General features: G+C 40.7%; 18 protein-coding genes. 7 read left to right on the top strand and 11 right to left on the bottom strand.

The window, feature by feature from the left end; translation table 11 throughout:
• Window positions 1–512: 512 nt before the first annotated feature.
• Window positions 513–1520 (bottom strand): aldo/keto reductase, encoded by a 1008-nt coding sequence (locus NSTC731_RS12860; protein ID WP_445631143.1) that lies wholly within the window; start codon window positions 1518–1520, stop codon window positions 513–515.
• Window positions 1521–1819: 299 nt separating this feature from the next.
• On the bottom strand, window positions 1820–2122 hold the full coding sequence (locus NSTC731_RS12855; RefSeq protein WP_322705210.1) for an RNA recognition motif domain-containing protein: 303 nt from the start codon (window positions 2120–2122) through the stop codon (window positions 1820–1822).
• A gap of 534 nt (window positions 2123–2656) precedes the next feature.
• On the opposite strand from NSTC731_RS12855, the gene ilvA reads away from it, so the two are divergent.
• Window positions 2657–4168: a threonine ammonia-lyase, biosynthetic gene (ilvA, locus tag NSTC731_RS12850; protein ID WP_445631142.1), complete on the top strand. Its 1512-nt coding sequence runs from the start codon at window positions 2657–2659 to the stop codon at window positions 4166–4168.
• A 153-nt stretch (window positions 4169–4321) separates the two neighbouring features.
• Here the strand turns inward: ilvA and NSTC731_RS12845 are convergent, their stop codons facing one another.
• The 3 genes from NSTC731_RS12845 to NSTC731_RS12835 form a co-directional block, all read right to left on the bottom strand.
• Window positions 4322–5359 (bottom strand): hypothetical protein, encoded by a 1038-nt coding sequence (locus tag NSTC731_RS12845; protein WP_445631141.1) that lies wholly within the window; start codon window positions 5357–5359, stop codon window positions 4322–4324.
• Window positions 5360–5369: 10 nt separating this feature from the next.
• Window positions 5370–5615, bottom strand: coding sequence for a hypothetical protein (locus NSTC731_RS12840; RefSeq protein WP_099099597.1), 246 nt, complete (start codon window positions 5613–5615; stop codon window positions 5370–5372).
• A gap of 601 nt (window positions 5616–6216) precedes the next feature.
• Window positions 6217–7749, bottom strand: a complete 1533-nt coding sequence (locus NSTC731_RS12835; RefSeq protein WP_445631140.1) for a TonB family protein — start codon at window positions 7747–7749, stop codon at window positions 6217–6219.
• Between the two features lie 342 nt (window positions 7750–8091).
• On the opposite strand from NSTC731_RS12835, the gene NSTC731_RS12830 reads away from it, so the two are divergent.
• From NSTC731_RS12830 to NSTC731_RS12820, 3 genes are all read left to right on the top strand, one after another.
• Window positions 8092–8745: a MotA/TolQ/ExbB proton channel family protein gene (locus NSTC731_RS12830; RefSeq protein ID WP_335197448.1), complete on the top strand. Its 654-nt coding sequence runs from the start codon at window positions 8092–8094 to the stop codon at window positions 8743–8745.
• On the top strand, window positions 8729–9133 hold the full coding sequence (locus NSTC731_RS12825) for an ExbD/TolR family protein (RefSeq protein ID WP_094352241.1): 405 nt from the start codon (window positions 8729–8731) through the stop codon (window positions 9131–9133). The genes NSTC731_RS12830 and NSTC731_RS12825 overlap by 17 nt, the downstream gene beginning before the upstream one ends.
• 340 nt (window positions 9134–9473) lie before the next feature.
• The gene (locus tag NSTC731_RS12820) at window positions 9474–11408 is read left to right on the top strand and encodes a type I restriction enzyme HsdR N-terminal domain-containing protein (RefSeq protein WP_445631139.1); all 1935 of its coding nucleotides are present in this window, start codon (window positions 9474–9476) and stop codon (window positions 11406–11408) included.
• Between the two features lie 2 nt (window positions 11409–11410).
• Here NSTC731_RS12820 and NSTC731_RS12815 read toward each other — a convergent pair whose 3' ends face one another.
• Entirely contained in the window at window positions 11411–11998 is a 588-nt protein-coding gene (locus NSTC731_RS12815) for a Uma2 family endonuclease (protein WP_445631138.1), read from the bottom strand.
• A gap of 154 nt (window positions 11999–12152) precedes the next feature.
• Here NSTC731_RS12815 and NSTC731_RS12810 point away from each other — a divergent pair, with 154 nt between their 5' ends.
• Entirely contained in the window at window positions 12153–12608 is a 456-nt protein-coding gene (locus NSTC731_RS12810; RefSeq protein WP_445631137.1) for a nuclear transport factor 2 family protein, read from the top strand.
• A 418-nt stretch (window positions 12609–13026) separates the two neighbouring features.
• Here NSTC731_RS12810 and NSTC731_RS12805 read toward each other — a convergent pair whose 3' ends face one another.
• The 3 genes from NSTC731_RS12805 to NSTC731_RS12795 all read right to left on the bottom strand — a co-directional run bounded on the left by NSTC731_RS12805 (window position 13027) and on the right by NSTC731_RS12795 (window position 15061).
• Entirely contained in the window at window positions 13027–13719 is a 693-nt protein-coding gene (locus NSTC731_RS12805) for a hypothetical protein (protein WP_445631136.1), read from the bottom strand.
• A gap of 193 nt (window positions 13720–13912) precedes the next feature.
• Window positions 13913–14068: a hypothetical protein gene (locus tag NSTC731_RS12800; protein ID WP_445631135.1), complete on the bottom strand. Its 156-nt coding sequence runs from the start codon at window positions 14066–14068 to the stop codon at window positions 13913–13915.
• Window positions 14069–14098: 30 nt separating this feature from the next.
• Window positions 14099–15061, bottom strand: a complete 963-nt coding sequence (locus NSTC731_RS12795; protein ID WP_445631134.1) for an orange carotenoid protein N-terminal domain-containing protein — start codon at window positions 15059–15061, stop codon at window positions 14099–14101.
• A 757-nt stretch (window positions 15062–15818) separates the two neighbouring features.
• Here NSTC731_RS12795 and NSTC731_RS12790 point away from each other — a divergent pair.
• Window positions 15819–16031 carry a high light inducible protein gene (locus NSTC731_RS12790; RefSeq protein WP_445631133.1) on the top strand — a complete coding sequence of 71 codons (213 nt, stop codon included), beginning with the start codon at window positions 15819–15821 and terminating at the stop codon, window positions 16029–16031.
• 69 nt (window positions 16032–16100) lie between these two features.
• Window positions 16101–16340: a hypothetical protein gene (locus NSTC731_RS12785; RefSeq protein WP_445631132.1), complete on the top strand. Its 240-nt coding sequence runs from the start codon at window positions 16101–16103 to the stop codon at window positions 16338–16340.
• A 489-nt stretch (window positions 16341–16829) separates the two neighbouring features.
• On the opposite strand, the gene trpE is transcribed toward NSTC731_RS12785, so the two are convergent.
• Both trpE and NSTC731_RS12775 read right to left on the bottom strand, forming a co-directional pair.
• A complete protein-coding gene (trpE, locus tag NSTC731_RS12780) occupies window positions 16830–18359 on the bottom strand; it encodes an anthranilate synthase component I (protein ID WP_445631131.1) in 1530 nt (509 codons plus the stop codon).
• Between the two features lie 94 nt (window positions 18360–18453).
• On the bottom strand, window positions 18454–18879 hold the full coding sequence (locus NSTC731_RS12775) for a photosystem I reaction center subunit II PsaD (RefSeq protein ID WP_445631130.1): 426 nt from the start codon (window positions 18877–18879) through the stop codon (window positions 18454–18456).
• Window positions 18880–18981: the final 102 nt, after the last annotated feature.

Below are 18981 nucleotides of genomic sequence, written 5' to 3'. Positions count from 1 at the left end.
GTGGGATTTGTTTAAACGATCGCTCCAGCAACGCAATCATACAAGCGATCGCTAATCAATATCAATCCTGTTCTAAAATCCTTTCTATATCTTGTCCAGCATCCAGAATCCGCACAACTTCAATGCTTTCATCTCGCTCAAAGTAAAAAATTAAATATTTTTTATGGTTGCAACACCCGCCTCAGAATGAATTCTAAGGCTAATAGCTAAAGTCTTCTAAAGAAGACTAAGAAAAAAAGTTTTAGTCCACTTGAGTGGACTTTAGCTATTAGCCAGGAAATTTATTTCTGGGCGGGTTAAGGGGCTAATTGAGAATCATCGCTTTAAGTTACTAAAATAACGAGTTTAGTTACTACCACTACGATTTTTGTGACAAACATAATTATTTTCGTTACAATATTACCAATTTGTTAGTGAAATAACGAGTTTAGTTACCACCACTACGATTTTCGTTGATATTCCTGAGCCTATCGTTACATTTAATACTTTTCAAATTCAGCGACGTTGAAATTTCACTTCGTTTGAAAGATATTTTGTATCATTTTTTTGTCTGCATTCGCCGCCGCCTTATCCAACTCTGCAATCTCACCAGCGTTTAATTGCCAACCCAACGCCCCAAGATTCTCCTTCGCTTGTTCGACGCTCTTTGCTCCAGGGATAGGAATAGTTCCTTTACAGATGCACCAATTAATTGCTACTTGTGACATAGTTTTGTTTCTCAATTGTGCCACCTCTTGCAAACATTCCAAAAGCGATTTACCAGCAGAAGCCGCTTTGCCTCTTGCCATTCCTGATAATATTTGCTTAAATAACAAACCTCGAATGCCTTTAGGCAAAGGGCCTTGCTCAGAGTATTTTCCTGTCAGTAGTCCCAAAGCTAGAGGGCTGTAGGCAATCAATTTAATGTCTAACTCATCACAAAGGTCTTTGAGCTTGAGTTGGGTGACAGGATATGTAGACAACAGAGAATATTGAACTTGCAAAGTTGTAATCGGAACGCCTCGTTCGGCGAATTTTTTCTGCACTCGCATCAGCCGTTTTGGTCCATAATTGGATAATCCCACGCCCTTAACCAGTCCTTGCTCATACAAATCGGCAAGACCATCTAAAAGTCCTTCCTCTTGCCAAGGAGCATAGTTTGCTGTTGACCAATGCATCTGTACCAAATCAACATTTTTTCCCAGGCGTTGAGCAGATGACTGGCAAGCCTTTACCATTGATTGACGCGTCCATCTCCACGGATAAGCAGCAAGCTTAGTTGCAATACAAATATTTTCTTTGCCTAAACCTACATATTCTCGGTTGAATCGTCCCAGAAGCAACTCACTGCGACCATTCAATCTCCCCGTTCCGTAAGAATCGCCTGTATCAAATAAAGTTACACCGTTGCTTACACAAAGGTTAAAGACGGCTTGCAACTGCTCATCCATACTTTCGTCATATCCCCAAAGCAGTTGGTTGCCCCAAGCCCAAGTACCGCAGCCCATGCTTGGGAGTGAGAGTTTTTGGAGAGTCTGCATCTTTACTGTTTGTAGATTGCCTTATTAATTATCAGGCATATATAGCAGTTCAAAATCATTCATCAAAGAAAAGCAGGAGGCAGTGTTTCGACTCCCTTTCCTGCGGGACGCTACGCGTAGCTTGCTTCCCCAAAGGGGTACGACTACGCTCAGTGACCACCTGCTCGGTTGGTGAGCGTTTGCGTAGCGTCTCGTAGAGAAGCCAAACCACTGCCTTTGTTCGTTTAACCGAAGTACAAAAAAGGCAGACTCCTTGTCTGCCCCTTAAGACTTAATAGTTAAATTTTTGGTTTTAGACCTTAATAGCGACCACCACCACCACCATAGTTTCCTCGTCTACCACCAGAGGAACCGCCCTCTGTTTTGGGTTTGGCTTTATTAACTTTTAAGCTTCGACCCATCCATTCAGCCTTATCAAGGGCATCAATTGCCGCTTGTTCTTGTGCGTCTGATTCCAATTCCACAAACCCGAAACCTCTCATCCGACCTGTTTCTCGGTCAACAGGCAATTGAACATTTTTTACAGTTCCATATTCTGCAAAGACTTGCCGGAGGTCATCTTCTTTAACCTCATAAGATAGATTGCCGACGTAAATTGACATAGAATGTCTCCAGAATCAGAGGGTGTAGAGATTTAGATCCGGAGAGGTCTGTAATACAAATATATATAAAAACAAACTGTACAGCCGAATTTCATCTTCCATGCATACTTTAACATAAATGGAGATGTTATGTTGTTAAGTAACACTATACTTAATCTGTCGATCTAAGTACTCAGATAGTTGGCAAAACTAGTAGTCTGGCAACCCAAAAATGTTAGGTGGAGGTTGGGTAAAGGGTAAAGGAAAAAGGGTAAGGGATAAAAAATCTTTTCCCTTTCCCCCTTACCCTTTACCCCACTTGCGTTGCCAAGGCGTACTACTAGTTTCAAATCAACCTACCAACGATCGCAGGAAATATGCAGCAATCAAACAATTTTCATCACTGAACTTAATTTATCTTCAAAGAAGATTAATTGGTAATTTTTAGATTCTGTTCAATCAAAGTTTCGAGAGAGAACAAACCAATAAAACCAGTGCGATCGCTTGTAACGTAAAATTAGTTTCCATCCAGCATTTGCTAACAGCTTCACGCCCATGTTTTGCGACTACCTAATCCAAATCCTGACTGCCCGTGTGTATGATGTTGCCCAGGAAACACCACTGGAGTATGCCCCAAATTTGTCTGCACGGCTGAATAATCAACTCCTGTTGAAACGTGAGGATATGCAGTCAGTATTTTCCTTTAAACTGCGGGGTGCTTATAACAAGATGGTGCAACTGCCCCCAGATATATTGGCGCAGGGTGTAATTGCTGCATCTGCGGGGAACCATGCTCAGGGAGTTGCCCTGGCAGCCAATCGTTTGGGAACCAGAGCGATTATCGTCATGCCAGTAACTACACCCCAAGTCAAGGTGGATGCGGTGAGAATGAGGGGCGGAGCAGTGGTGTTACATGGAAACACTTATGACGATGCTTATAGCTATGCCCGTGAATTAGAAATAGAAAAAGGATTGACTTTTATTCATCCCTTTGACGATCCTCATGTAATTGCTGGACAAGGAACAATTGGGATGGAAATTTTACGGCAATATCAGCAACCCATCCATGCAATTTTTGTAGCAATTGGCGGCGGCGGATTAATTTCTGGGATAGGAGCTTATGTAAAACGGTTGCGTCCCGAAATCAAAATTATTGGTGTTGAACCAGTAGATGCTGATGCCATGTCTCAATCACTTAAAGCCGGACATCGGGTGCGCTTGTCTCAAGTCGGGTTATTTGCTGATGGCGTAGCGGTGCGGGAAGTAGGTGAAGAAACCTTCCGTTTATGTCAACAGTATGTAGATGAAATCATTTTGGTGGGTACAGATGATACTTGCGCTGCGATTAAAGACGTATTTGAGGATACGCGATCCATTTTAGAACCAGCTGGTGCATTAGCGATCGCAGCTGCCAAAGCCTACGCCGAAAGAGAACAAATCGAAGGGCAAACCTTAATTGCTGTCGCCTGTGGTGCAAACATGAATTTCGATCGCCTCCGCTTTGTCGCAGAACGCGCAGAATTAGGCGAACGCCGCGAAGCAATCTTTGCAGTCACAATTCCAGAGGAACGCGGAAGTATTCGCCAGTTTTGTGAATGTATCGGCAACCGTAATCTGACGGAGTTTAATTATCGCATTGCCGACGAAAAAACAGCCCATATTTTTGTCGGCGTGCAAATTCAAAACCGTGCTGATGCTGTCAAGATGGTAGAAATCTTTGAAGCTCATGGATTTGAAACCCTTGATTTAACAGACGACGAGCTAACTAAACTACATCTGCGGCACATGGTGGGTGGACACTCTCCCCTAGCTAACAATGAATTACTCTACCGTTTTGAGTTTCCCGAACGTCCCGGCGCATTGATGAAATTTGTGACTTCCATGAGTCCCGACTGGAATATTAGTCTTTTTCACTACCGCAACAACGGCGCAGACTACGGTCGGATCGTTGTTGGTATCCAGGTTCCTCCCCACGAAATGCAAGAGTGGCAAGCTTTTCTCGACCATCTGGGCTATCGCTATTGGGATGAAAACAAGAATCCTGCATACAAGCTGTTTTTGGGATAGGTGGGGAGTGGGTAGTGAAGAAGGGAATAGGTTACAGGGTACAGGGTACAGGTTACAGGTTACAGGGTACAGGGTACAGGGTACAGGTTACAGGTTACAGATTATTCCCTATCACCTATCACTTGTCACCTGTCACCTAATCCCCATGCCAATTTAACGAGAACTCCCTTTCAATATCAGATTTGAGTCCCAAGTATAGAAGCCGATTTGATTAGGAACCCTAGCAAATCTACCTGTGCGATAGCCTCTAGATAGTTCATTCAGCACCTTATTTTTGATCTCTCTAATTTGCTGAGAATCTAGTTCTCCATAAATTCCGGTGATGACTTCAGCCACGCTGAAAACTTTACCTGGATTTTGTTTTAACAGAGAGGTGAGGGCATCAATTAAAAATTGACCCTCAAAAGCCTTGAGCATCGGTACTGTTTTTGTCGGCGGAACGAAAGGCTTCTTATTTTTGTTCTTGATATTCCTAGAAGCACCATTGCGATTATTTGGGGCTACCAAACTTAAATCCAGAGTATAACAACCTGGCTCATCGGGAATAGTTACCCAGTAATTTCTTTCTCTACCTTGGGTGAGGGAAGATTGCACTCTACCTTTAACTACTTTGAATAGATAGGGATCTAACTGTCCATAAAGCGATCGCACGATAAAATCGATATGACAAACAGTACCTATCTGTTCTTGCAATAGCTGTTTTATGGCTTCCATTCGCGAGATAGCGTGCTGATACTGAGGTAGCATCGGAATTTCCACTACCTTCGTTGAACTATCATTGTTGTCTGGAGCGATCTTTGGATCTGTTGATGTCGTTTGAGGTTGACTCTCTTTTGTATCAACAGCAGAAAAAGAATTATTTATCTCAACTCGATCTGAGTCTTTTTCTACTGACTCTAAAGATTCCACCAAGTTGATTTCGCCGATGTCATCAAGAGGTGATAAAAACCGCAGAGAACTTTCTCCAGAATGATTTGAGGTTTCATCAGCCGCCGTTAATCTTGATATCTGCTTGTTGGTATCAGAATAAGACCAGTTAGACAACAACGCTTCTACATGATCGAGCTGCGATCGCGCCTGCACAAAGAGACGTTCATACTCTTCTGTCAGGCGAGCATAATAGTCTCGTAATTCCAACAGTGGTGAGAGAAAGGTGCCCGGAGGCGGTTCTAATTGTCCATTTTGAGTCATAGGGCTTTAATCAATTTAAATCGATGTCACTTTTATAAGACATTGCTCTGGGTTTTGCCTTGTGAGATGCTGGCTGGGATTTCTTAGGCGGTTGGGGAGGGCGACATCTCTCACAATATAAAGGTCGAGGACCGAAAGTCTCGCGTTTTGTCAGATCGTTACACTCTTTACAGACAAACTGGAAAACACGAGTATGAATCTGTCTTTTGTGCGCCCTGACAGTATATTCTCTAACATCAATGAATTTACTTGCCATAATCAGGAATTGTGAATTGCCGACGTTATCAATGTCCTATCAATATAGCTATTCAAGCAAATCAAACTGCATCAGTGTGTGTTTATGTAGAAGTTTTATTCAAATTAGTGAATTTGACATCTAGACATAAAGTGCAGATGAGCAATTTGAGAGTTAGCTGTTGACTATATCTCTCAGCATATAATTGGTGATGAGCAAACACTACTATCATTCTTCAAGCGCAGGCGATTTACATTGCCTTGCTCATAAAAGTTGATAGGAGAAAGTGCAGGATTATTTACTTCCACTACTATTGATTGGCAAATCAAGCGATCGCCAGTGTCTCTAATAGCCCATCATAAAATTACCGCACTCCTAACCCCTCTTCCTCATGCTAGATGGGTAATGCTTAATGAAGCCATTCCTGTGTAAAGAACAACCGCCTCCTAAAACAGGAGGCGGCGATCGTTGTTAATCAAAGTATGATTCCAATAAGTTTGATCCCTCTATTAGTAGTATGTCAAGTCAACTTCACGCGGTCAATAACTTTGTAGTCAGAACTTTAGTCCTTTGTTAAGCGCTCAAGCGCTGATTACTAACCGATAAATTTCAACTTGACAGATTACTGCTGACTGGGAGTAGTAGGTTGTGATTGAGGTTGTTGGCGTAAACTACGCAAAGAGTCCCGCAATTTATTCTGGCTAGTGTTATCTCTTCGCCGCCGCCGATTTATAGTTGTTTGTGGCTTTTGTGATGAATCGGTAGTCGTTTGCTCGCGCTGGATGCCGCGTAGGGACTCTCTTGCAGTTCCTTGAGTAGGAGTTGTTCTAGCTTCAGATGATGAATTTCTTGCAGGACTTTCTGCTCTTTGAGGTTCCAGTCGCCGACTAAATCCAGATATTGCTGGTTTTGATGGGGGTGCCAACTCTCTGCGCCTACGTCTTGGAGTTTCCTGTGTAGAGTTAGCAGCCGTTGTTTGCTGACTTCTTTGTGTCTCTTGTGCTTGTCTTTGTGTTTTCCGTTCTTGAACTTGGCGCGATCGCCGTGAGCCTTTGATAGCATATTCAGTGGCTATAGATACCCCTTGTCTACCACCTTCTGTGGGTTTTAATTTCCAGTCACGCGCTTGTCTGGCGGTTTCTTCATCCAAGTCGCGGTTTCCACTAGAGCGAGCAATCCGCACATTGGTAACATTACCTTCTGCATCAGTATCTACAGCTACTTCTACTCTGCCTTCAACTCCTCGCCGTCTTGCTGCCTCTGGATATTTGGCATTACATTCGCGGCAGGCTGCACGACCATTACTATTACCTGAACTGTTAATTTTTGGAGGTGTAGGCGCTGTTGCTACTCTGGGACGGTTTCCTGTTCCACTACCAATTCCACTGCCGATGCCGCTACCGGTGCCACTACCAATTCCACTACCAATTCCACTGCCGATGCCACTGCCGATGCCACTACCAGTTCCACTACCAGTGCCGCTACCAGTGCCAGTTCCAGTTCCACTGCCAATGCCACCTCCAGTGCCAGTGCCAGTTCCTCCGCCAGGGCCAGTACCGCTATTTGTACCTACAGCAATACCACTACCTGAGCCTAAACCAACACCAGATCCGCCGCCACCGCCACCGCCACCTGCTGAACTTGCTTTGGAATCTTCAGACGGAGCTGATTGGGGAATGGGTGCAGATTTCACAGGTACTTCTGGTACCGCTCGTGGAATGGGTGCAGATTTCACAGGTACTTCTGGTACCGCTCGTGGAATAGGTGCAGATTTCACAGCAACTTCTGGCTCGATCGGAATTGCTTTTGGCGGCGTATCTATCGGCTGTGGCTTCTGAGGGACCGCTGTAATCTGTTCAAATTTTTCTACTGGTGGAGTTTTTATAGGCTGTTTTTGGACGACTTCTGGTTCTTTTTTTATTTCTTTTGGAATCTCTGCAATTGGTTTTTCTGGTTTTGCAGTCGGAGAATCCACGATCGCGATCTCTACTGGTTCTTCTTCTCTTGTGGGCACTCTCGTCAAATAATTACTGATGCCTGAAGACAGTACGCCGATATGCAGCGCCAGTGAACCTATCAGACTGTAAGTCAGAAAAGACTTGAGAGCCTCAACTTCTTTGGAACGTTGCTCGACAGTAATGCCAGAAAAGCTCATAGCTATTGCTACCTATTCTCACTAATTTAGCTATCTTAGAATGCAAGGTTACAAATATCAAGTAAAAAATTAAAATTAATTGCGATCGCTCTACGGAACCTTGCAATAACAAAAATATCTTTTTGAAGTACCAATATCATGCTTTTTGGACAAAATTAATTTTTGTTGCAATTTAATTAAATTAATTTATGTAAAACAAACTAACAATTAAATAAAAATCATCAGCATTACATTTGAAAAAATTATCATTATATTTTATATTTTATTGAGAAAAAGTTTCAGCTTTTCTCTAGATTCTGGTAGTCTGATTTTGTATTGTGGACGACGTTATAGAGGCACTACATGGGAATTCAGAATTTGTTTGCAGCAGGCGGTGTGGTCATGTGGCCCCTGTTGGCGTTTTCGGTATTGGGTGTGGCGCTGATCGTTGAGCGGATCAGGTTTTGGGTAAGGATCAATAAGCGTCAAAACCGGGTGGTGCGAGACGTTTTGAATCTCTACCGTCTCGATAATATTGTCGGTGCAATGGATAAACTTCAGAAAAACGCAGATTTGCCACTGGCTCGGATTTTTCTGGCGGCTTTAGAATTAGAAGAGCCAAATCCAGAGGAATTTCGTTTGGCTTTAGAAAGTGAATCGCAAGCTGAGATACCTGTACTCAAACGTTTCCAAAACATTTTCGAGACAATTATTAGTCTGGCACCACTGTTAGGTCTTCTCGGCACTGTGTTAGGATTGATAGCTTCTTTTGCTTCCCTAAATCTTGGTGACGTGGGAGGTAGTAAAACGGCAAGTGTTACGGCTGGGATTAGTGAGGCTCTAGTATCAACAGCATCAGGATTGATCGTTGCGATATTCATACTCATGTTTGCCAATACCTTCCGGGGATTGTACCAACGGCAAATTGCACTAATTCAGGAGTATGGAGGACAGCTAGAATTACTTTACCGCCGTCGCTATGAACGAGGAGAAAAAACCTATGCGTCTACCAGATGAACCAGAACTTCCACTACAGATCAATATCGTGCCGATGATTGACGTGATTTTTGCAATTTTGACATTTTTCATCATGTCAACTTTGTTTTTAACACGTTCGGAAGGTTTGCCAGTAAATTTACCGAAGGCCGCCACAGCTAAACAACAGCAAGTTCCCACTAAAATTACCATTACGGTAGATGAAAAAGAACAGGTTAGCCTGAACCGTAAACCAATTGCAGTTGATGATTTGACAGCGCAAGTGCGGACTTTAGTTGGTTCTAACCCAGAAGTATTAGTGATTATTAATGCTGATGAAAAAGTTGATTATGGCCGGGTGGTGGCGGTAATGGATCGGGTACGTCAGGTTCCGGGAGCTAAATTAGCGATCGCTACCCAAAGAGAGTAAATAGATATATTAGGCATCAGAAGTTCAGAGAGTCAGGAAAATTCTAGATTCTGACTCCTAACTCCTTTTTGTATCATAGACATCTCCAGCAATTTATTATGCATTGGCCAAAATCCTTGTTATACACAATTCATTAATTTTGCCTACCTGATTTTCACCAGATGTTTAATTCTAAAGGTAGTAACTTTTATTGGTGTAAGTTTTGCCAAGGTTAAGTTTCAGCCAAATGGTTCCATTCTAGTATCTACAATCACGACATAATCCAAACTGACTTGATAAATTGCTAATTACACGAACAAAATAAGGCATAGCAAATTTATACAAGCAGGTAGATTATCTGATGACTATTCCAGAGTCAATTAAAAAATTCATTACATGGATACAAGGTTTTGATCGTCGTGTTTTACAGAATGAAGATGATATCAAAGAAAAGTTGATTTTGCCCATGTTTCACTATCTCTGCTATCCAGAGAGATGTCATCGTGAATACTCTTTGAAAACATATCAATCAGAAATACACACTAAAAATCCAGAAATTGCTCAGATTTATTTTGCCACAGATGATGTTAAGAAACAAAATACAGATACATCACTCATTTTTGTAGAAGTGATAGAACCGCATACAACTAAGTTAAATAGAGCTATTGAGCAAGCTAAATTTTATAGTAATCATTTTAACACACTATTTTTTATTCTCACCAATGGATATGAAATTAAGGTTTTTCAGCGCCTAGATTATAATCAAGAAGAATTAGTATTCGATCTAAATATAGATGCTTTTAAAAATAACGATATTGCCTCCAAGTTTTATAATAAACTCAATTTTGATGTAGTTAAAAATATCGATAAAAATACAGACGATATTTTGACATATTCTAAATATAACTTAATAGAAAAATTAATTATACGCCATCCAGATTTACAGTATTTTTTAGAAAAATCTGATTTTGAGCCTTCTATTACACTAGAAGGCTGCCACTTAGTTGTTGTTAAACCAAAAGTAGCGATCGCCTGTAATTTACCCAAAGCTTTTGGAGAAGGTAATTGTCAAATAGAATTCAGTAGTATTCTTTTTAAAGGTTTAAAAATTCACTTAAATAATCAAGATATTTTAGGTCAATTAATGACGGGATTGCACACTCAACCAGATTGGGGGTGTCGTCGTTTTTTAAAACAGATAGATAAAGATAGTTTTACAGTAAATTTGGGTCAAATAACAGTCATTTTATCAAAGTTAGAAGCAATAGACTTGTGTTTGTGTGTTGATGAAATTTGTCAGAAATATCAAAATTTAATAATGGAATTTGAGAATGCTCTAGAAACATGGGATTTTGAATTTGTAAAGTTCTCAGAAGTTCGCGGTTTTATGCTATTTTCTGTCAGACAAGAGTTATGGGAGTTGATGCAGCAGTTCGCTAAGGAATTTGATTATAAGAAAGGTAAGTCAGAATGGCATCTATTTCATAGAGAAAATATATCAATTAGAGTGAGTCGAGGAATTCGCGATCATACATTTTTCTTCCCAAAATTTAACAGAGATTTATCCTTATTAACAAGCAATCAAATTAATATAATCTACGAACTAAATGATATCAACTTACAATCTATTGAAATAGCTAAATTTGGCTTTTGGCAGCAAGATATTGGAGTACGAGGAACTTGGACAGCTAGATATACCAAACAGTGGTTATTAGATAAATATATTCCCAAAGTTATTAATTATTACTCAAAAAAATCTCAATTATCTGAAGCTGAATTGCTAGCAAAAATAACAAATGACACAAGAGAATGTGCGCTGATTAAAGAAATTGATAATATTATAGATTTAGTACCTTATCTTCGTGACATCCAATCTTGGCTACATATCTATGTGGAAAATATTGCAGCTTCACTATTGAAACCATATTACCAAGCTTATACAAATTTAGTGCGTAACACAGATTCTTCCATAATAGGCATAGACTATATTTTCGGAAATTTGCGGCGAGTTGAGTGGAAAAATTCACCAGAAGAAAATTATAGCAATTCCACAAACTGGAAAAACTTAACTTTTAAATATGCTATAGATTGCTTAGAACGGCAAGTAGTAAGAATAAATAATAGTGAATACGAAAATAGTTTCAAAGCAGATTTAATCACTCGGATATTTATTTGGATTATAGAAAATGGTAAAATATCTTTTTCACAAGCTCAGTTAAGTGCTGCTAAACAAGCTTTAATTCCACTTTGGGAACAAAGTCGTTTTGAAATGCGCTATATCTATCCTAATCAATAAAATTACAAAATTTGCTGTAAATCTAACACAAACCCAGGTAGTACATTTTCTCCTGATAAACTAGTAGGATTGTCTAATATTTCTACATCTTTACCTGGACGATAAATTTCCACTCGCTTGTTTTTCCGATCGATTAACCAGCCTAATTGAGTACCATTTTCGATATACTCCTGCATTTTCTCTTGTAATTCTTTCAAGGAATCAGTACGAGAACGCAACTCTACTACAAAATCAGGACAAATTGGGGCAAATTTTTCTTGTTGTTCTGGGGTTAAAGCATTCCATCGCTCAATTTTCACCCAAGAAACATCAGGAGAACGTTCTGCGCCATTAGGTAGGGTGAAACCAGTTGAAGAGTCAAAACCTTTGCCTAATTTAGTCTGTTTATTCCAGATTCCTAATTCAACAACCATATCAAAGTTACGGTTGCCAGTATCACTACCTGTAGGTGGCATAATTAATATTTCCCCTGATGCTGTGCGCTCAAATCTATAATTACTATTTTTCTGACACATCTGGAAAAATTGCTCATCAGTTAAGTCAATTTTCAATTTGAGTGTAGAAGGGAAAGTGGTTGTCGTGGCGTTCATAGGCTATTCTGAGCATCTTACTTTCTAGTGTAGTGCTGTGTGGGGTGCGATCGCTGCCAAGAGATTATGGAGAGCGATCGCAACGCAAACAACTTCTGGTTAAATTTTAGTAATGCTCTATAAGCTCCATACTTTAGAGGGTAGAAAAATCTAGATGCTTTGGTTATCTCAATGGCTAGTGTTAGGAACTATATTTGTTAGCTTAACTTTTAGCACACCTGTATTTGCCAGTCAGTCTATGAACCAACAAGATATGCAGATATTGATAGAAAAAGCTAGAGATGCATGGATCGCTCAAGATGTCGATGCTCTTGCACAATTGTTTACGATTGATGGAGAATTAATCGTGCCTGGTCAATGCTGGCGGGGACAAGAAAGAATTCGAGAAGGACTTGCCAATTTTAAACAACAGTATTCAGATATTAAAATAGACATCCAACGGATTATTATTGGAGCAAATCAGGCAGCAGTAGAATGGTACTACGAAGATACAGAAAAAGCGACAGGTCGCCGTAATCAAGCTGATGACGTAATTGTTGTAGATTTCAAAGACAGTCAAATTAGTCGTTGGCGTGAATATTTTGACACACAAACGCCAACTAACAGATAGTTACATTAGTCCTGGAACTTCAATATTCTTAATTTATTTTGAATCAAGGATATTAAAGTTTCAGAACTAATTTGTAACGGAAAAAACACAAGACGTTATATCACCTTAGACCGCTCTGATGAAGAATTTCACCTTCCCTTCAGTGATAGTAAAGTGGAGGAAGCGATAAAAACTCCACACCGTCAAGATTTTTATTGATTTACACTGTCCAAACATCTGTCATCGCTCATCTTCGATGTTTGATATTGGGCCACAGCGGCATAACACCCATACAGTGCTGTCTGTTTTCATAAACATAGAATAGCTAACAGTTGAGTGAAAAACTCTCTCTCCCAAGTATAAACACTAGCTAGCCTAGAGATATAGCTATATTGTTTATACAAACTTATCTAAAGCAAGATTTTAATTCTTTATAACTTTAGCTAGTCATTTGACGCCGTTGAGACTGTACTTGGTTAAACTGCTTTTGTTGTGGTGTTAATTGGCTGTAATCACTTGAAGATTGCATATCCCATTGTAATTCTGCTAGTACCAGTAAACTAACGGTCATAATTAGCCCCGTTGAGAGAAACTGCATGACACCGCAGTACGGTAAAACTAAGATTCCCAGCAAATGAATAAATCCCATCAAAATAAATGTGCGCGATCGCATTCCTACCCCAGTGCAAAAGTAGCCGATGGCACTTAATCCTAACCACAGTGGACACAAACGGATCAACACCTCTCCCCATCCCAAAAAAATGCTCAGATCGGTCAAGATTAAACCCATTAAGATTAAAATCGCCCAGCTATAAACAACCCAGCGTAGCTGTTCTACAGTTGCCCAAAACCAAGTTAAACTTACCATCCCAACTGCACCGAATAAGGTAAGCACTGACCACAAAATTGCTTGGCTACTCCAGCTAATGGGCAGAAACTGTGCGGTTACAAAAATTCCAGATGAAATTAGTCCCCAGAGAATAAATGCTTGATCGACGCGAGTATAAAACTTTGAAAAGAGGATGAAATTTCCAAATTGGTAGTTGAGACAGACTAGACCTTGAATATCTTGAAAATCTAGCTCTTGCTGTTTTTCACGCAGGAGCGGCTCAGAGGAATTGAAAAAAGTCATTGATAATCTATTACCCTTGGTAGATGAATAAATTATTACTCTATCCAAAGATATATTGTTATTTAAATATAAACAAGTAAAGAGTTCCCTTTGGTCGCGGTAGGAAACAGTGTTTCGACTCCCAACTCTTGGAGAGGCTGCACTTCGACTACGCTCAGTGACCACGCCAACGACTACGCTCAGGGCAAGTCGCTCAACAACCGGGCAGTTTTGCTCCTGCCCTCTGCCTCCTGCGTTCCTTGATAAAATCGATTGTTTTCAATAGCGATCGCAACATGAAGATACCAAATAAGGCGCTATCAGTTTTTTTGCTTAAGCGTGGTGAGGTAGCGATTGCTCCTTCACTCATCGACGCTTAAGCAGCAACTAATCTAGCCCTCTATTTACGTACTAGGTTCAGCAGTTCTTTTGGAGAAGCCAACAAGTCAATCGCTACAAAGAAGATTTTACCTTGAGGATCTAGCAAAAAGCGCCATGCAATATTCATACCTACGCTGGCACCAAACCAAGGGGTTTGGACTTTGCCTGTAACTTTAACTTGGGTATAGCCATCTTCCACAGGCTCAGATACACCACGCTCTGGAAGCATCTTCAATCCCTGACATTCTTCACGCATATAAGCACGAATTGCGTCTTGACCAACAATTGGTCTTTCAAAGGGAGGTTGCAAAGCACCTTCGGAGGTAAACAGAGAAACCGCAGCATCAAAGTCATTGGCATTCATGTTGTTGATATAGCCAAGTACCGTAGGATTGTCGATGCCCTCAATGGTGACTTTAGTCCGAAATGCTGGTGCAGTGGGAGGAGCTACCGGCTCTAAAACTTTTTTGTAACTACCAGGAGCATTCGGATCGAATCCCATGCTAATTACGGTATTACGTAGGATGGTAATTTGTTGACCCGAATCTGCATTGCGGATGGCTTGTAAGACATTGGCAGCTTTAGAAGAAAGCTTGTAACCTGGTGGGATTGGAGCAACGATTCCCTGAGCCATCCATTCTCCTAACTGATACCAAAAGCCCAACTTGATATTCACGGTGAAGGATGCATAAGAACGGCACAGAGGAGTGTCAGCACGGTTAGCCAAATCGTACATGACTTGCGTTTGAGCCTCAAAAGGCATCTGCTTAATTTGTTCGAGTAAGCCTTGTGCAAGGATCATGTTGGCTGCCCCAGGAGCCGCAACTGTAATACTTCTACCCATCTCGGTATAAGCAAACCAAAGTAATGCTAGTTGATCTTCAGCATTGAGCTTAGAGAATGATTCGACAACGGTTGGAACAACATCAGCAACTAGGGTGCCGGGAAAAATACTTTGAGCCGACTGGATGGTAAAAGACATAGCAGAAATTCCAAAAAGAAAATTACAGTTCTACGAATGTGAAAAATTAAATGCGCAAAGACCGATGAAAAATGCGTTTAATTGTTAATAAAAGCACTCAGTAGTTTTTACATCACTAGAAAGCCTGTTGTAGACATAGATAGCTCTAATAAAGGCATAGTGATGCTGTTGCCGTTGAGTTTAGATACTTGGCAAAGCACTTTGTAGGCTCAACTGCATAGTTATTTAGAAAGCCTTGATTAACGGTGGTTTAACGCATTGCTGGTGTTTATGTTTCTTTATGTAAAGAAAGATAACAAGTTCGTTACAAATAAGCAATACTTTCTCAGCTATCTACTGATAATTTATACTTATTAAAAATATAAATTTTACTGATGTTAATTTAATGCAATTAGTACTTTTGTGTGAATAGGATTTCCATAATCCTTAGCTGAACCTATGCGCTATCGAGCATCACAAGCGTCAATATGGTTCGGTTAAGATTTTTTGATGAAAATTTTGGCTCGCAAAGATGCGATAAATCATTACAAAGACGCGATGAATCGCCGTCTCTACAATAATCGGCGATTCATCGCGTCTCTTGCTTTAACCGAACTGTATTGAGCCGACTGTAGACACGCCTAGTTCTCATATACATCCGAAATACCCTACTCATCTAGTACGGTTATTACTACTTTTATTTTCATGTCAAGCAATTGCCAAAAATATTTACAATATTTAATATTCGTTTACAGAAAGCAAAAACAAACAGTCAAAAATGGCAAGTAAAGGTTTTACCATTAACGAACGCAGTAAACTCAACAGATTTGCATTTGAACCCAAAGTTTATGTTGATGAAATTCCACCGATAGGATTCACAAAATATGCCGAAAAACTCAATGGGCGTTTGGCAATGATTGCTTTTGTTTCACTCATAGCTGTGGAAGTTATCACCGGACACGGTTTGGTTGGATGGCTAACCAGCTTTTGAAGAAGACACTTTGAGATTTCTTAATTTTCTTCACTTGACGAATAAAGCAATTTAGAGGCAAACTTACTTATGAAAACTGATTTTGATTATCCTAAAAAAGATTTAATTGGACTCGTTGTTTTTAGACCTGATTTCAACAACTTTGAGATTATTAATGCAAATCAAGCCTGGTCATTGTTTTTTACTGTCGGTCAAGATGATAAAAGGTTGGGACAAGAAATTGAGTTCGGCAGATTTTTCACTAACCTTTTAATTGCCATTGGAGTAACTGGAATTATTTGGGCGATTTACTTCAGCCAACTAGGATGAGTAAGTTTGTTCATTTCTAATGTATAGTAACTTCAACAGAAGTCTTGGATTTGGATACCAAGACTTCTTTGAAATTTTTAATAAGTTTAAAAAACTCTATTTAGCTTTGGAAAAAGTTTGATGTTGATTGGATTTATAAAGCTTCCCAATTTGTCGCGCTATTGTGGATACGTGGGCTTAGAAGTAGCACAAATTGTTTCCAAACATCTTGCTGTTCAAAGTAAAACCTATGTAATTCAAAATAGAAGGGTATTGGTACATCAACTTTTAAAGTCTGGTCTGGATTCTCATACCGCAGATCGAACTGTTAGTGTACTTGTATCAAGCCCAGTTTTACAATTAAGCAACAAAAACCAGTGTGCAATTAATTGTATGCAAGAGAAACCATACAGGTAGTAAAAAGGATTGGGGTTAGGGGAGAGGTGACAGGTTACAGGAAATAATCTGTACCCTCTAACCTTTACCGTATTTCCTTTTTCAGTCACTACTTCAACGCAAACAACGAATCGCCTCTAATAGACCTCTAGCTTTATTCAGCGTTTCTTCGTATTCTTTTTCTGGTTCAGAATCAGCTACCAAACCTGCACCGGCTTGTACGCTGACAGTACGATCGTGTACTACCATTGTGCGAATTGCGATCGCAGTATTTAATTGTCCTTCAAAATCGTAATACCCATACACGCCGGAATAAACACCACGACGGCTAGACTCTAGCTCGTGGATAATTTCCATCGCCCTAATCTTGGGTGCGCCGCTTACCGTACCTGCGGGGAAGGAAGCTTTTAGTAAATCCCATGCTGTTTTACCAATTGCTAATTTACCCACAACATTGCTAACAATGTGCATTACATGGGAGTAGCGTTCAACCATCATTAATTCATCTACTTTGACGCTACCACTTTGACAAACACGCCCCAAATCATTCCGCCCTAAATCCACAAGCATCACGTGTTCAGCAACTTCCTTGGGGTCTTGGAGTAAATCTTGAGCCAAGGTGGCATCTTCTTTCGTAGTTTTACCTCGCGGACGCGTCCCAGCAATTGGGCGTACCGTTGCTATTACTCCACCATCAGAATCGCTTTCGGCTTTCACCATTACTTCCGGACTAGAACCGATGATTTGCCAATCTTGGAAGTTAAAGTAAGCCATGTAAGGCGAAGGATTTATCTGACGTAGCGACCGATAAAGGGCAAAAGGGTCGCCTGTGTATGTTGTTGATAGTCGCTGGGAAATTACTACTTGAAAAATATCACCTGCTTTAATGTAATCTTTGGCCTTCTCAACGCTGGCACAGAAATCAGGACGGGTAAAATTACTCTGATACTCCTCTGCTCCTCTGCTCCCCTGCTCCCCTGCTCCCTTGCTTCCAGGCGGATTCCATTCCAATCGAGTTTTTTCTGGCGATAGGGGTAGAGATAGTTTTTCGAGCATTTGGGTGACGCGATCGCACGCTTGTTGATATGCTGCTTTTAAATCTACATTCGGGTCGCGTAAATCAGCATAAGCGATCGCCCAAATTTTCCGCTTCACCTGATCAAAAATCAACAAGTGGTCTACTTGCATCCACAATCCATCAGGGATATTCCGCTCATCTGGTGGATAAATAGGCACACGCGGCTCAATCCACTGAATTAATTCATAGCCCCAAAACCCAAACAAACCGCCAATTCCTGGCGGTAGCTGTGGTAATTTTACTGGGTGATAAGGTGCTAAACATTCGGCTAAAGCTGTAAAAGGGTCGCCAGCAAAAACCACCTGCGAACCATCGCGGTTTTTCTGAGTCGTGCGATCGCCCCTTGCTTCCAAAACCCACACCGGATCGCAACCAACTAAACTATAGCGTCCCAGTTTTTCCCCACCTTCGATGGATTCCAACAAAAAGCTATAAGGTTGACCCGCACAGACTTTATACCAAGCAGATACGGGCGTATCTAAGTCCGCTACCCATTCTTGATATACCGGGACGAAGTTGCCTTGTTGCGCTAGGGTGGAAAACTGGGAGAAATCCGGAAAAATCATTATTTTTCAAAAGTAATTGGTAATTGGTAATGGGTAATGGGTTTTTATTTACCAATTACCCATTACTAATTACCCATTAGCGACTAACAGCTAGTTACGGAGCGTCGTAGGTAGTAACACCGCTAAACTTAACTTTAGAGGGGCTGGGGTTTTGTCCGATACGACGGTCTACATAACGCACTTTGTCACGACCTTCAGTTACCTTTTCAGGGAAGTTACCATCAGCTGGGTGAAGTAAGGTAGTTTCTCCGTTGGGTAAAATCCGGTAAACTTTGTAATCTGTGATTTTGAGCTTTCGGAGTTGCTGACCGCCCAAAAAGATGCCATATTCTTTACGAGCTATATACAGCAGGTTTTCACCTTTCCGCATAACAGCAGCACCACCTGTAGGCAATTCAAAAACTTGCTCTTTCGGGCTAGTCCAAGTGATAGCGTACTTTTCTTCGACTGCTGCTTTTGTGAGCAAGCCACCAGTGCTACCAGCAAATAGCGGGGTTTGTCCAGAGAGTGTTTCTGCCATAAAGTCTATTCTCTCAACGTTTTTAGGGAATCCTAACATCGCAACCAGGATCATATTGCGATCGCGTCATAGACTGTAACAGTTTTTAGTCATTTGTCCTTG

The organism is Nostoc sp. DSM 114167 (assembly GCF_052692655.1).
Note: the sequence above shows the minus strand (reverse complement) of the source record. Positions and strands in the feature narration are given on the sequence as shown.

Bases quoted from the DNA above. Each gene is read 5' to 3' on its own strand.
- NSTC731_RS12860 (WP_445631143.1), bottom strand. From the start codon at position 1,520: ATGCAGACTCTCCAAAAACTCTCACTCCCAAGCATGGGCTGCGGTACT.
- NSTC731_RS12855 (WP_322705210.1), bottom strand. From the start codon at position 2,122: ATGTCAATTTACGTCGGCAATCTATCTTATGAGGTTAAAGAAGATGAC.
- ilvA (WP_445631142.1), top strand. From the start codon at position 2,657: ATGTTTTGCGACTACCTAATCCAAATCCTGACTGCCCGTGTGTATGAT.
- NSTC731_RS12845 (WP_445631141.1), bottom strand. From the start codon at position 5,359: ATGACTCAAAATGGACAATTAGAACCGCCTCCGGGCACCTTTCTCTCA.
- NSTC731_RS12840 (WP_099099597.1), bottom strand. From the start codon at position 5,615: ATGGCAAGTAAATTCATTGATGTTAGAGAATATACTGTCAGGGCGCAC.
- NSTC731_RS12835 (WP_445631140.1), bottom strand. From the start codon at position 7,749: ATGAGCTTTTCTGGCATTACTGTCGAGCAACGTTCCAAAGAAGTTGAG.
- NSTC731_RS12830 (WP_335197448.1), top strand. From the start codon at position 8,092: ATGGGAATTCAGAATTTGTTTGCAGCAGGCGGTGTGGTCATGTGGCCC.
- NSTC731_RS12825 (WP_094352241.1), top strand. From the start codon at position 8,729: ATGCGTCTACCAGATGAACCAGAACTTCCACTACAGATCAATATCGTG.
- NSTC731_RS12820 (WP_445631139.1), top strand. From the start codon at position 9,474: ATGACTATTCCAGAGTCAATTAAAAAATTCATTACATGGATACAAGGT.
- NSTC731_RS12815 (WP_445631138.1), bottom strand. From the start codon at position 11,998: ATGAACGCCACGACAACCACTTTCCCTTCTACACTCAAATTGAAAATT.
- NSTC731_RS12810 (WP_445631137.1), top strand. From the start codon at position 12,153: ATGCTTTGGTTATCTCAATGGCTAGTGTTAGGAACTATATTTGTTAGC.
- NSTC731_RS12805 (WP_445631136.1), bottom strand. From the start codon at position 13,719: ATGACTTTTTTCAATTCCTCTGAGCCGCTCCTGCGTGAAAAACAGCAA.
- NSTC731_RS12800 (WP_445631135.1), bottom strand. From the start codon at position 14,068: ATGAGTGAAGGAGCAATCGCTACCTCACCACGCTTAAGCAAAAAAACT.
- NSTC731_RS12795 (WP_445631134.1), bottom strand. From the start codon at position 15,061: ATGTCTTTTACCATCCAGTCGGCTCAAAGTATTTTTCCCGGCACCCTA.
- NSTC731_RS12790 (WP_445631133.1), top strand. From the start codon at position 15,819: ATGGCAAGTAAAGGTTTTACCATTAACGAACGCAGTAAACTCAACAGA.
- NSTC731_RS12785 (WP_445631132.1), top strand. From the start codon at position 16,101: ATGAAAACTGATTTTGATTATCCTAAAAAAGATTTAATTGGACTCGTT.
- trpE (WP_445631131.1), bottom strand. From the start codon at position 18,359: ATGATTTTTCCGGATTTCTCCCAGTTTTCCACCCTAGCGCAACAAGGC.
- NSTC731_RS12775 (WP_445631130.1), bottom strand. From the start codon at position 18,879: ATGGCAGAAACACTCTCTGGACAAACCCCGCTATTTGCTGGTAGCACT.